The 13,421-nt window shown below is 43.8% G+C and carries 13 protein-coding genes; 9 read left to right on the forward strand and 4 right to left on the reverse strand.

The window, feature by feature from the left end; translation table 11 throughout:
• The first annotated feature begins 43 nt into the window (after positions 1–43).
• The 5 genes from DW251_RS03065 (at position 44) to DW251_RS03085 (ending at position 6,016) form a co-directional block, all read left to right on the forward strand.
• The gene (locus DW251_RS03065; protein ID WP_118300210.1) at positions 44–1,708 is read left to right on the forward strand and encodes an ABC transporter substrate-binding protein; all 1,665 of its coding nucleotides are present in this window, start codon (positions 44–46) and stop codon (positions 1,706–1,708) included.
• 145 nt (positions 1,709–1,853) lie between these two features.
• Positions 1,854–2,843, forward strand: coding sequence for an ABC transporter ATP-binding protein (locus DW251_RS03070; protein ID WP_147523061.1), 990 nt, complete (start codon positions 1,854–1,856; stop codon positions 2,841–2,843).
• The gene (locus DW251_RS03075) at positions 2,833–3,813 is read left to right on the forward strand and encodes a dipeptide ABC transporter ATP-binding protein (RefSeq protein ID WP_021868683.1); all 981 of its coding nucleotides are present in this window, start codon (positions 2,833–2,835) and stop codon (positions 3,811–3,813) included. Before DW251_RS03070 ends, DW251_RS03075 begins: the two co-directional genes overlap by 11 nt.
• A gap of 69 nt (positions 3,814–3,882) precedes the next feature.
• Entirely contained in the window at positions 3,883–5,283 is a 1,401-nt protein-coding gene (locus DW251_RS03080) for a Sapep family Mn(2+)-dependent dipeptidase (RefSeq protein ID WP_021868682.1), read from the forward strand.
• Between the two features lie 82 nt (positions 5,284–5,365).
• Positions 5,366–6,016, forward strand: a complete 651-nt coding sequence (locus DW251_RS03085; RefSeq protein WP_021868681.1) for a GntR family transcriptional regulator — start codon at positions 5,366–5,368, stop codon at positions 6,014–6,016.
• A gap of 90 nt (positions 6,017–6,106) precedes the next feature.
• On the opposite strand, the gene DW251_RS03090 is transcribed toward DW251_RS03085, so the two are convergent.
• The 4 genes from DW251_RS03090 to DW251_RS03105 form a co-directional block, all read right to left on the reverse strand.
• On the reverse strand, positions 6,107–6,652 hold the full coding sequence (locus DW251_RS03090) for an NADH peroxidase (RefSeq protein ID WP_021868680.1): 546 nt from the start codon (positions 6,650–6,652) through the stop codon (positions 6,107–6,109).
• A 180-nt stretch (positions 6,653–6,832) separates the two neighbouring features.
• A complete protein-coding gene (locus DW251_RS03095; RefSeq protein ID WP_021868679.1) occupies positions 6,833–7,252 on the reverse strand; it encodes a transcriptional repressor in 420 nt (139 codons plus the stop codon).
• 114 nt (positions 7,253–7,366) lie between these two features.
• A complete protein-coding gene (locus tag DW251_RS03100; RefSeq protein ID WP_021868678.1) occupies positions 7,367–8,353 on the reverse strand; it encodes a LysR family transcriptional regulator in 987 nt (328 codons plus the stop codon).
• On the reverse strand, positions 8,350–9,126 hold the full coding sequence (locus tag DW251_RS03105; RefSeq protein ID WP_021868677.1) for a phosphatase: 777 nt from the start codon (positions 9,124–9,126) through the stop codon (positions 8,350–8,352). The genes DW251_RS03100 and DW251_RS03105 overlap by 4 nt, the downstream gene beginning before the upstream one ends.
• A 554-nt stretch (positions 9,127–9,680) precedes the next feature.
• On the opposite strand from DW251_RS03105, the gene DW251_RS03110 reads away from it, so the two are divergent.
• From DW251_RS03110 to dtd, 4 genes are read left to right on the forward strand one after another with little or no spacing between them, the layout of a single operon-like run.
• The gene (locus tag DW251_RS03110; protein WP_021870344.1) at positions 9,681–10,445 is read left to right on the forward strand and encodes a S1 RNA-binding domain-containing protein; all 765 of its coding nucleotides are present in this window, start codon (positions 9,681–9,683) and stop codon (positions 10,443–10,445) included.
• A gap of 12 nt (positions 10,446–10,457) precedes the next feature.
• On the forward strand, positions 10,458–11,120 hold the full coding sequence (locus DW251_RS03115) for a GTP pyrophosphokinase family protein (protein WP_118300212.1): 663 nt from the start codon (positions 10,458–10,460) through the stop codon (positions 11,118–11,120).
• Between the two features lie 2 nt (positions 11,121–11,122).
• On the forward strand, positions 11,123–12,928 hold the full coding sequence (locus tag DW251_RS03120) for a glycerophosphodiester phosphodiesterase (RefSeq protein WP_118300213.1): 1,806 nt from the start codon (positions 11,123–11,125) through the stop codon (positions 12,926–12,928).
• 12 nt (positions 12,929–12,940) lie between these two features.
• Complete coding sequence (gene dtd / locus DW251_RS03125; RefSeq protein WP_021870347.1) at positions 12,941–13,393, forward strand: D-aminoacyl-tRNA deacylase; 453 nt, start codon at positions 12,941–12,943, stop codon at positions 13,391–13,393.
• The last annotated feature ends 28 nt before the right edge of the window (positions 13,394–13,421 follow it).

Raw genomic sequence — 13,421 nt, forward strand, 5'->3', positions numbered from 1 at the left:
TATGCCCTCTCTGAGAGGACATCTTACGAAAAGGAGGAAAAACATGAAAAAAAGTAACCTTTTAAAGAAGGCTGTGTCAGTGTTATTAGTAGCATCTGCACTGGCAGGTTGCGGCAGCTCTGCATCACAAACAGCTACCACAGCGGCTCCGGCAGCAGCTGGAACTGAAACAAGCGAAGCAGCTACAGAAGCTGCCAGCTCAGAAAGCTCAGCAGAACCTGGCACCATTACCATGGCAATGGTTTCTGCATGGGACTCCATTATCCCATTTGATACCACAAGTTCTTACTCAGATGCAGTTTTGGATCTGATCTATGACAAGCTGGTATACTTGAAACAGGATGGTACTTATGAGCCAAGACTGGCTGATAAGTGGAGCATGAGCGATGACAACAAGGTGCTGACTGTACATTTGAATGAAAATGCAAAATGGCAGGATGGCGAGCCTGTAACTGCAGATGACGTAGTATTCACCATGCAGGTTTACAACTCCCCAAGCGCAGCTGTTGTAAGACAGAACAACGTAAGCCCATTCGCAGGATTTAAAGAGGGCGATGACAGCCTTCAGGTAAAGGCAGTAGACGAGCATACAGTAGAAATGACCTGTGCAGAGCCTACCAATATGGATTTCCTCTTTTTTATCAAGTTCAGAGATATCTATATCCTTCCAAAGCATCTGTTAGGCGATACACCATATGCTGATATCAGAAACAACACCTACTGGGAGAAACCAATCGGTTCCGGTCCATGTATCTATGAGAGCCAGATCAGCGGCGAGCGTATGGAATTCAAGGCAAACAAAGACTACTACTTAAAGACTCCTCAGTGGGATCGTTTCGTAGTAAAAGTTGTTGCTACACCTAGCCTTCTGTCCGGTCTGATGAACGATGAGATCGACATCCTGGCTGGAAACGTTGCTTCCCTTCAGTTATCTGACTGGGATATGGCACAGCAGCAGCAGAACCTGACCTGCGTATCTACAGAGTCTGTAGGATACCAGTACATGGCGATCAATACCGAAAAAGATTATCTGCCACCAAAGGTTAGACAGGCAATTGACATGGCCATCAACAGAGACGCGATCGTTTCCGGTCTGTTAAAGGGCGAAGGCGAGCCGGCATTTGGACCATTTGCAACAAGCCACAAGTACTATGATGATGTAGTAAACGTAGGATACAACCCAGAAAAGGCAAAAGAGCTGTTAGCAGAAGCTGGCTGGGATGGTTCCCACGAATTAGTATTCTCTGTACCTACAGGTAACAGCATCAGAGAGCAGGCTGCAGTTATCATCCAGCAGAACCTGCAGGAGATCGGCATCAAGACAAAGATCGAGTCTGCTGACTTCGCAACCCACTTAACCAAAGTAAGAGAAGGAAACTATGACCTTGGTCTGATCGGTTCCGGCGGTTCACCTGACCCATCTGAGTGTGTAATCAACTTCAAGCCAGATCACATCAACAACTTCTCTCATCTGTCTGACTGGACCATTTACAACACCGGTGCAGAAGGCGAGCATGCATTCAGCTTTGAAGACAGAAAAGTTAACTATGACAATTATCAGGAACTGCTGGTAGAGCAGGTACCATTCTGCTTCCTGTATTTCCAGAACAACCTGTTTGCTTACAACAACAGAATTGGTAATGTAAAAGACAACCAGGATTACTCTCAGTTAAACAGAGACGTATGGAACTGGACCATCGAAAAGTAATAAATTATAGGCATTGCCCGCCACCTTGTGTGGCGGTGCAGACCGAAGCAGAAGGCAAAAGCTGCTCCGGTCTGCAGCACCACAGAAGAGGGGTAATGCGTTCACAAAAAGATTGAAAGAACGTGTAGCGAAATGGAGGATGAACATGGAACCTTTATTAGAAGTGAAGAATTTGAAAACCAGCTTTAAAATTGGCAAGAAGTGGGTTCCTGCCGTAGAACAGGTATGCTTTCATGTAGATCCGGGAGAGACACTGGGCATCGTAGGCGAATCTGGCTGCGGTAAGAGTGTAACTTCCATGTCGATCATGCGCCTTTTACCTAAGGCAACCACAAAAATAGAGGCAGATGAGATCATCCTGAACGGAAAGAACATTGCAAACTATTCAGATAAGGAAATGGCCCAGGTGAGAGGAACCGGTATCGGTATGATCTTCCAGGACTCCATGACTTCCTTAAACCCGGTAAAGACCATTGGAAAACAGCTAGATGAAGCATTTATCGTACATCACAGCTGTGATAAAAATGAAGCAAAAAACCGCAGTATTGAAATGCTGACAAAAGTAGGTATCCCTTCTCCTGAAAAGAGATATGGAGAATATCCACATCAGCTTTCCGGTGGTATGCGTCAGCGTGTGATGATCGCCATGGCGCTGGCACAAAATCCATCTCTTATCATTGCCGATGAGCCAACCACTGCACTGGATGTTACCATTCAGGCGCAGATCATGGAACTGATGAAGGAAATGAAGGAAAAGACCGGAGTTTCCATTATGCTGATCACCCACGATATGGGTGTTGTAGCAGAGATGGCAGACAAGATCATGGTCATGTATGCAGGTATGGTCATTGAATATGCAACTGCAAGAGAGATCTTTAAAGATCCAAAACATCCTTATACAAAGGGACTTCTGGCATCTATTCCACGAAAAGACAAAGATATTGACCGGCTTTACACCATTGAGGGAACCGTACCTTCCCTTACTTCCATGCCAAAGGGATGTCGTTTCTGCGACCGCTGTACCTGTGCAATGGAAAAATGTCGGAATGAGCAGCCACCAATGTATCAGTTTGGTGAGAGAAGCGTCAGGTGCTTCCTGTATGAAGATAAAGGCGGTGTAAGCGATGAAAGATAATGTGATCCTGGAAGTAAAAAATGTAGAGAAATTTTTTTATGGAAATAAAAAACTGTTTCAGAAAGACAGACCGGTTGTAAAGGCTGTCAATGATGTTTCTTTTACCATTAATGAAGGTGAAACATTCGGTATCGTAGGTGAGTCCGGATGTGGAAAATCCACTCTGGGAAGAACGGTCATCCGCCTTTTAAATCCAACCAGTGGACAGGTCCTTTATAAGGGAACGGATCTGGCAACTCTTTCCGGTGAAGAGATGCGTAAGCTGCGCCAGGAGATCCAGATCATTTTCCAGGATCCTTATGCATCCTTAAACCCAAGAATGACAGTCAGAGAGCTGATCCAGGCTCCTCTTGATGTATATTCTCATGAGTCAGAAGCAGAAAAACTGGCAAAAGTAAAGAATATCATGGCGAAAGTAGGTCTTCGTGAAGAATACATGAGTAAATATCCTCATGAGTTCTCCGGTGGACAGAGACAGAGAATTGTTATTGCAAGAGCGCTGATCTTAGAGCCGAAGTTCATTTTCTGTGATGAGCCGGTATCTGCTCTGGACGTATCTGTCCGTGCACAGGTATTAAACCTGATGAAGGACCTTCAGAAAGAATTTAACTTAACTTATATGTTCATTTCCCATGACTTAAGTGTGGTACGTTTCTTATGTGACCGCATTGGAGTTATGTATTTAGGACGTATGGTTGAGATCGCAGACAGACAGGAATTATATGACAACCCGATGCATCCATACACAAAGGCACTGCTTTCTGCCATTCCGGTACCGGATGTAGATGTAAAGCATGAGCCAATGCTGTTAGAGGGAGATATCCCAAGCCCGTACAACCCGCCAAAGGGCTGTCTGTTCCACACAAGATGTAAATTTGCAATGGAATGCTGCAAGACCGAAGTGCCGCAGATGCGCCAGATCGGAGAAAATCACTGTGTAGCGTGCCATTTATATGATGATGTAAAATAAAAACAAGCGCCGCTATAAGCGGCAATTGTTTTTTGATACCAAATTTATATAAAAAGAAAGGGAAAAGCAATGGAAAAAGAATGGATTGAAAAACACATTGATGATATGGTTCAGGATATATGCAAATTATCAGAGATCCCAAGTGTAAGCGTAAAAACAGAAGATCCGGATATGCCTTTTGGACAGGCATGCTTAGATGCCCTTCATGCAGCTCTGGATTTAGGAAGATCCATGGGATTTGAAACATTTAACCATGAAAATTACTGCGGAACTCTTCTCTGGAAAGGGGAAAGTGATACAGAGATCGGTTTCTTTGGCCATGCAGATGTAGTACCTGCTGGAAATGGCTGGACATGCTGCGAACCATTTAAGCCAGTTGTAAAAGACGGCCTTCTCATCGGAAGAGGCGTAAGCGATAATAAGGGTTCCTTTATGACTGCCCTTTATGCTTTAAAATATCTGAAAGAACAGGGCTATAAGCCAAAACACAGCTTCCGCTTTTTCTTTGGATGTGACGAGGAAAAGGGAATGGCCGATGTGCAGTATTATGCGAAGAATTATAAAGAGCCGGCATTTTCTGTTGTTCCGGACGTTATGTTCCCTGTATGCAACGGTGAGAAAGGAATTCTGGAATTTGATGCTACCCGTCCGGTAAAGAGCAGCAAGCTGGTAAGTTTTGAGTCTGGTATCATGTCCAACCAGGTTCCTGCAGAAGCAGTTGCAGTTCTTACTTTAACAGAAGAAGAGATTTCAAAAGTAAAAGAGGTTGTAGAAGCAGTTGGCGGCACCTGTGAAAAGCAGGCTGACGGCAGTGTGAAGGTATATGTACATGGTATTCCTGCTCATGCAGCTTTCCCGGAAGGTTCTGAAAGCGCAGAAGTAAAAATGGCGGGACTGCTGAAAAAATCAGGCGTGTTAGATGAAGATGCAGCAAACTTGATGGATGCCATCTGTGAGATGTTTGGTGATTACTATGGAGCAGGACTGAACATTCCTTTTGAAGATGAAGGTTCCGGCAAGCTGACTCATGTAGGCGGTATGTGCAAGCTGGAAAATGGTGTTTTCTGGCAGGATGTAAATATCCGTTATAATGTAACAGCTGTTTATGAAGTACTGATGGAAAACATCACGAAAACTTTAAAGGCACATGGCTTTGAACTGACAGAAGCACATGACTCCGCACCATGCTTTACAGATCCTAAATCCAAGGAAGTACAGGCATTAATGGAAGTATGCAACCGCAATCTGGAAATGGAATTAGAGCCATATGTAATGGGCGGCGGTACTTATTCCAGAAAGTTAAAACATGCAGTTGGATTTGGACCTGGTATTCCTGGAAAAGCAAAACGCTTTGGTACAGAAAGAGGCGGTGCTCACCAGGCAGATGAATATATTGAGATCGAACATTTAAAGAAGGCTTTTGTGATCTACGTAGAAGCGATCCAGAAACTGGATGAAGTGGTTGATTAAAAACTTGACAAAATCGGTTTTTAAGTAGAAAATAGCATATTGGGTGCGAAAGCACTACTAAATATGTAGCTTAGGGGAATGTATGCAAAAAGAAACCTTAAAAGAGAGAGTATACCGGGGGATTTACGAAGCTGTGACAAACGGCGAATATAGACCGAATGATATTCTTACTGAAAATCAAATGATTGAAAAATTTGGTGTGAGCAAGTCTCCTGTTCGTGAAGCACTGGTAGAACTCTGTAAAGATGGAGTTTTGATCAACATTCCGCGTATGGGCTATCAGGTGCGGGCAGTTACGCTGAAAGAGATCATGGATATTCTGGAATTCAGAGTTGATGTGGAAGTAGGAGGCCTTCGCAAAAGCTTTCCTGTTTTAACCCGGGAAAATATAAATATGCTTCGGATGATCGCAGAAAAGCATAATGCAGATGAGGACCGGATCGTATCAAACAACTGGCAGAGAAATTATGAGTTTCACACCTATCTGTATTCATTAAACAACAATGTTTACGGCCATCAGGCATTACAGCAGATGATCCACCAGTGTTCCCGTTATATCTCACAGTATTTCCTGTCTGCGTGGCAGAGAAAAAATGAGTCTAATGGACGTTATCACATGGCCGTTGTTGATGCTCTGGAAAAACAGAACATTGAAGAGGCCTGTGTGTATCTGGAAAAAGATATACTGGCAGTGAAGGAAGAGATCCTGGCACTGCATTCTATGAACATTTAATTGAATATCATTTATGTACATATAAAAAGAACCGGTTCGTTGTGAGCCGGTTCTTTTTCTTTAAGAATTCAAATGCATTGCAAAATCAGATTAGCCAAAGTATCTCTTTAACAGACCTGCGAATGCTCTTCCGTGACGAGCTTCGTCTTTTGCCATCTCATGAACAGTGTCATGGATCGCATCCAGGTTAGCTGCTTTTGCTCTCTTAGCCAGGTCAAACTTACCAGCAGTAGCACCGTTCTCAGCAGCAACTCTCATTTCCAGGTTCTTCTTGGTAGAAGGGGTAACAACTTCGCCTAACAGTTCAGCAAACTTAGCTGCATGCTCTGCTTCTTCGTAAGCTGCCTTCTCCCAGTACAGACCGATCTCAGGATAGCCTTCTCTGTGAGCAACACGAGCCATAGCCAGATACATACCAACTTCTGAACATTCGCCTTCAAAGTTTGCTCTTAAATCAGCCATAATATCTTCTGGGGAACCCTGTGCAACACCTACTTCGTGCTCGCATGCCCAGCTGGTTTCGTCAGCAGCCTGCTCTTTGAACTTGGAAGCCGGTACGCCACACTGTGGACATTTTTCAGGTGGATTTTCTCCTTCATAAACATAACCGCATACTGTACAAACCCATTTCTTCATAATGATATTCTCCTTTTCGTTTTTTTGATTTAATGTGATCGGAAACTTTAGTTCCTGTTTCGTTTGATCTCTTGTAATCAATAATAGTAATGATTACTGATATTAATATAATGCATTTTGTCTTGTTTGTCAAGAGAAATTTTCATTTACTTTTATAAATTTCTCTTTTTTTACTGCTTTTTAGCTGCTTTTCTTAAGAGTATTCTCTGTCTCTTCTTTTTCCATGCATGAGTAGCATCTTCCATAGAATAAAATGGAATGACTGTCGATCTTTCCAGGGGCAGCAGCCTGAACGGAAGTGTTCAGATCAGCCATTTCGTCCAGTTCCATATCATAGACCTGTCCGCAGTCTCTGCATACAAAGTGGTAATGTGGCGCCACGTTTCCGTCGTAATGGTCCGGGCCGTTTCCACAGGTCAGTTTCAGGATCTCACCCGTCTCCACCAGCAGGTTCAGATTTCGATATACAGTTCCAAGACTGATATTTGGAAATTCTTCCCGGATACTGGCGTATAGGGCGTCTGCCGTCGGATGATCGTGTCTGCTCATCAGGTTGGCTTTGATGGATTCTCTCTGACGGCTATACTTTAATGTTTTCATAGGCGTCTCCCTTGTTGATGAAATTTAATAATGATAATGATTACTGTTTTAATATAGCAAAAAAGAAAACGAAAGTCAAGGGTGATCTTCGTTTTCTTTTTTGCTCCCAGGTCATCAGATTGCATCTGCATTTGACGGAAGTCCTGCGGCAGAAGGGATATGCTCCAGTGCAATGCGGATAAATTCGTGGGTGGCACGGGACATATAGTGGCCTTTGTGATAGCCGATAGCAAGGGTGCCGTGGGCTCTGGAATAATTCAAGGAAAACAGGTTCAGTCCTGCCTGTCCCATAAGGGAGTCTTTATATGCGTTTAAATTCTGTCTGGTGGACATGAACATACGGGGGTAGAAGGTAATCCCCATTCCCTGGGCACTGAGGGCCAGAACCGTCTCAATATTTTCTGTTTCCAGAACAATATGGGGAGAGATCTGGGTATCTTCAAAGATCTCATCTGCAATGGTACGTACCCGGTTTCCCTTTTTTAACAGAACAAAAGGGCAGTTTTCCAAAAGGCGCACATCTGCAGACTGGTAAAGACTTTTCTTGATCTCCTCAAAACGGTCGGGATAGGCTTTTCGGATCACTTCGTCCGGGACAACTAAAAGGATCTCTTCCTGGCATATGGGTACAGTAGCCACATTTTCTGCTGTAAAGGGAAGCAGGTCGATCATCAGGTCGATGTTTCCGTGAAGCAGGTCATTTGCCAGCTCACTGGAATTTCCTTCTGCCAGGTGCAGTTCGATCCCCGGGAATTCCCTCTGATAAGTAGGAAGGATCTCCGGAAGGATAAAGCGGCCTCTGGTGTGGGAAACGCCAATGGAAAGCTGTCCTGTGGAAAAGTCCTTGATATCTGAAATTTCCTTATATGTTTCATCTCTCAGGTCCAGCAGTTCCCTTGCCCTTGTTTTTAACGCCTGTCCTGCATAGGTCAGTGTCAATGGAGAGGTGCGGTTGAACAAAACAACGTCAAATTCTTTTTCCAGGTTGGAAATGTGGTTGCTGAGTGACTGCTGTGAAATATAAAGCCGTTTGGCAGCGCGGGTGAAGTTTAATTCCTCCGCAGCCACCAGAAAATATTCCAGGTTCAGAAAGTTGATCATAGGGCAGTGTTCCTTTCTGCGGAAGCGCGGAAAGCTTCGTTTTCAGAAAGCAGTTGTTTTAATTTAGGGATAAAAGCAGCCGCCTTTTCTAAAGAAGTATTAACGATCAGTTCTTCCGGAAAGTGCATTTCTTCTAAAAATGCATGTGCCAGACTGTGATTTCCTACGTCTGCCTCGCAGTGGGCATCACTGTCAATGATGATAGAGGTGCCGTAGCGGATACATGCAGCTAAAAGTTCTTTATAATTGTCCTTTGCACCTTTTCGGGCGCCTAAAGGATTTAAGGAAGTATTATTTACTTCCAGTAATTTGTGGTTTCTGGCAGCTGCTTTAGCCACTTCGGTCCAGTCAGCAGGCAGCCGGGAGTCATCCGGGTGTCCGATAATGTTTACATAAGGATTTTCCAGTACATTCAGATAGGCTCTTGTGTAGTCGGCAACAGAACCATTGTTGTCGATGCATGGGGTATGCAGGCTGGCAACTGCATAGTCGATCTTTTTTAAATAGTATTCATCCAGATCCACATGTCCCTCAAAGTCCAGAATGTTCAGTTCCGCGCCCATAAGTACCGGGACACCACGGATCACCCTTGGAAGGACTTTAAAGTTAGTAAAATAAAATTCATGGCAGGTACCGGGCATAGACGGAGCATGTTCTGAACAGCCGTAAACAGCCAGTCCCTTATCAGCAGCAGCCTGTGCCATTTCATATAAAGTATTGTAAGCGTGACCGCTGGCAATGGTATGTGTGTGAAGGTCTAAAATATCTTTCATGGATGTAAAATACCTCTTAAATTATAATGTTGGGGTCAAAAGGTATTTTGACCCCTCTGATACCGAATTGCTACGTGCTTTGCACTCTCGCAATTCTAAAAACATTCGTAATTCGCTCATTTTTCTTCAAAAAATGGCTGCTTACTCATGTTTTTGGCGGGTCCCAAGTTCAAAAATCCTCCTGCAAGCAAGCTTGCGTCGGATTTTAGATCTTTTGACCCTGGTATCAAATTATGAAATTATATACTAGAGCAAGTATAGCATAGCAAATTAAGGGAGAAAAGAGCGAAAAAAAGAAAAAACTGGCGCAATTTTCCCAAGAAAACTATGGAAATGTGTAACTATGGTAGGTTATAATGTAATGAGTGAAGGGAAAAACAAGCGGCTGTGAAGCAGACATTTGTTGCCTAGCATATCGAGGAGGCGCCAGTGACGCGTCCGATGATTTTCACGAACCATTAACGAATGAACCGTCTGCGTCAGCAGACAGTGGAGCGCGTCAGCGCGGGGGTCATGAGTTTACGCTAGAAAATAGAACAGCGGAGGAAAAAACAATGAACGAAGAAATGAACAAACAGCAGGAAGCAGAAGTAAAAGCAGAAGCACCAGTAGAGACCATGGAAGACTATGCTGCAGAACTGGAAGCATCTTATAAAGCATTTGACGAGAGACATTTTGAACTTCCGGAAACGGATGATGCAGAAGGCGAAAAGTGGGCTGAGTTTGCACAGATGATGGCAGACCGCACTGTATTAAATGTAAAGATCGCTGAAGCAGTAAAAGGCGGCGTAGTTGCTTTTGTAAATGAAGTAAGAGCATTTATCCCGGCTTCCCAGCTGTCTACAGAATATGTTGAAAAGCTGGAAGACTGGCAGGGAAAACATGTGGATGCAGTGATCATCACGGTTGATCCGGAAAAGAAGAGATTAGTTCTTTCCGGCCGTGAAGTAGAAAAAGAAAAGAAGGCAGCACAGCGTAAAGAGCGTCTGGCTCAGTTTAAGGCTGGTGATGTAGTAGAAGGAACTGTAGATAATATTAAGGACTACGGCGCATTTGTAAAGCTGGCAGACGGTATTGACGGACTGTTACACATTTCCCAGATCAGCACCCAGCGCATTAAACATCCAGGTGCAGTCTTAAAAGAAGGACAGACTGTAAAAGTTAAGATCCTTTCTATTGCAGACGGAAAGATCAGCCTGAGCATGAAGGCACTGATCGAACAGGAAACTGAGGAAGAAGAACACGAAACATTTGATTATAAAGAAACAGCAGCTGCAACAACAGGACTGGGAGATCTGTTAAAAGGACTGAAGCTGTAGAAAGGGGCCGGGATGTCAGTAATCCCCAAAACAAAAGATCAGGTAGATCAGTGGCGGTCCGTGATGTTTCTGTATGACTCGGCTTTAAAGAAGCTGAATACAAAGATCGAGATACTGAACAACGAATTTGTCAACCGCTATGACCATAACCCGATCGAACATATTAAATCCAGGCTGAAAACAGCAGACAGTATTGTAAAGAAGCTGAAAAAAGACGGTTATGAAGTGACCATTGAAAATATGATGGATCATTTAAGCGATATTGCAGGGATCCGTATCATCTGCTCCTTTACATCTGATATTTACCAGATCGCAGATATGATCGCAGCCCAGGGAGATATTACCGTACTTCATGTAAAAGACTATATACAAAATCCAAAGCCCAACGGATACAAAAGTTACCATATGGTAGTTACAGTTCCTGTATATCTTGCTGACGGACCTGTACAGACCAAGGTGGAGATCCAGATCCGTTCCGTAGCAATGGATTTCTGGGCCAGCTTGGAGCATAAGATCGCCTATAAGTTTGAGGGCAATGCGCCGGAAGGACTGCTGCGGGAATTAAAAGAATGTGCAGATGTGGTAGATATGCTGGATAAAAAGATGTTTTCTTTAAATGAGGCAATTACAGCCTATGCAAAAGAACATCCGGAAACAGACCCAAATCGGGAATAAATATGAAATTATTTTTAAAATTAACAGATAATGTGATCAAACAGAACCTGCGCCAGCTGGTATTATTTACTTTCTTATACCGGCTGGTTGCAGGTATATTCTATGTTAAGACGGTAAATGGTATTTTAAGGTTCTCACTGCATATGGCAGGGTACAGTTACCTTACCATAGGCAATCTGAGGGCCTTTCTGCTGCATCCATTTACTATTCCTTTTGTGACCTTTATCCTTCTTCTTGGAATGATCTTTCTTCTTATTGAAACAGGGGCAATGGTAACAGCGTATCATTCTTCTATTTATTTAAGAAAGATCAGTGCAGTATCCATTTTCCTGGGAGGACTTTCCAAGGCAAAGAATGAACTTTGCAGAAAAAACGGGAAACTTCTGTTAGCGGCTCTGGGAAATTATATCCTGATGAACTGTTATTTTCTGGTACGGATCCTGACCCGTATGAAGCCGGTAAACTTTGTTTTATATGAGATCTTACACGCAGCAGGGACCAGAATGGCTCTGGTAGTGGGATGCGTTCTTCTGACTGTATTTTCTGTCCCGGCTATGATGGTGTTTTTCGCCTGTATGCTGGAACAGAAAAATTTCAGGGACGGAGTCAGAGAAAGCCGGGAGATCTTAAAGGGAAAATGGCCCAGGGCGGTCTTACTGCTGGTAGTATTAAACCTGTTTCTGATCCTGGGGCTGGTCCTTCTTTATGGGGCAGTTATGGTGATCGCCGCCATACTGGTAACTCTTTTTGCAAAGGCTTACACAGCTACCGCAGTTATGGCAACGGTCAGTTACCGGATCGAATGGATGATCCTGTTTTTAGGCTCTGTGATGGCAGTTGTGACGGATTTTGGAGCCATGACAGTTTTGTATCATCAGTTTGGTTTCACAGTGCCAGTTCCTGCAAAGGAATATGATTTTCCAAAAAACAGGGAAGGCTATTCCAGAAAGCGCTGGTTTTTGACGTTAACAGCTGTATTTTCAGGAATTGCCGCTTTCATGGTTTTTGATATGGTGTATAATGGAAATTCGCCGGATCAGGCGATCTTGTCCCAGGTGGAGATCACAGCCCACAGGGGAAGCTCCAAACACGCACCGGAAAATACCATGGCAGCCATTGAAGAAGCAATCGGTGAAATGGCAGATTACAGCGAGATCGATGTGCAGCTGTCTAAAGACGGCGTGCCGGTGGTCTGTCATGATCTGAACCTGTCCCGTGTGGCAGGTGTAGATGTGTCTCTTAAAAACCTTACCTTTGATGAGTTAGAGCAGTTAGATGTGGGAAGCCATTTCAGTTCCCGGTTTGAAGGAGAGAAGATCCCTTCTTTAGAGGAAGTCTTAGAAGCCTGCAAAGGTCGTATCCGCTTAAATATCGAATTAAAAAGCATAGGCACCAAAAGCCCGCTTCCTGAGGTAGTAACAGAAATGATAAAAGAAATGGGAATGGAAGATCAGTGTGTGATCACCTCTGTTTCCCTGGATTATCTGAAACGGGTGAAGGAAGCAGAGCCGGAGTTAAAAACAGGTTATATCCTGGCAGCAGCCTATGGTTCTTATTATAAAAATGAATTTGTGGATTTTATCAGCATCCGGTCCAGCCTTGTGACAAAGAAGCAGATCCAGGCGGCTCATGAATATGGTAAAGCGATCCACGTATGGACGGTAAACAGCCGCTCTGAAATTGAACAGATGGCCCTGATGGGCGTAGACAATATTATCACCGATTATCCTACAAGGGCAAAAGAAGTGCTGTACCAGCCGGATGTAGCGAAAAATTTACTGACATATATCAGGCAGGTGATGAAATAGGAGGAAGATACAGTGAGAGCAGTACTGCAGAGAGTGACCAGAGCAAGTGTCACAGTAGATGGAGAAGTTTTGGGAAAAATTGGAAAAGGATTTATGATCCTTTTAGGAGTAGAAAATTCAGATACAGAAGAGATCACCGACAAAATGGCAGACAAGATCTGTAAGCTGCGTATTTTTGAAGATGAAAATGGAAAGACCAATTTAAGTCTGGCAGACGTAGGAGGAGAACTGTTGGTCATCAGCCAGTTTACCTTATATGCGGACTGCAAAAAGGGCAACCGCCCAAGTTTCGTAAAAGCCGGCGCTCCGGATATGGCAGAGCACTTATATGAACATTTTATGGAGCGGTGCAGAAATTACGTGGATGTAGTGGAAAAAGGACAGTTTGGCGCAGACATGAAAGTAGAACTGTTAAATGACGGCCCGTTTACACTGATGTTGGAAAGTGAGCAGCTTTTTAAATAGAAAAAGCGGACAGCAGAAAGGACAGTCA

Source organism: Clostridium sp. AM22-11AC (assembly GCF_003473545.1).
In the GTDB taxonomy this organism is placed as follows: Bacteria; Bacillota; Clostridia; order Lachnospirales; family Lachnospiraceae; genus Enterocloster.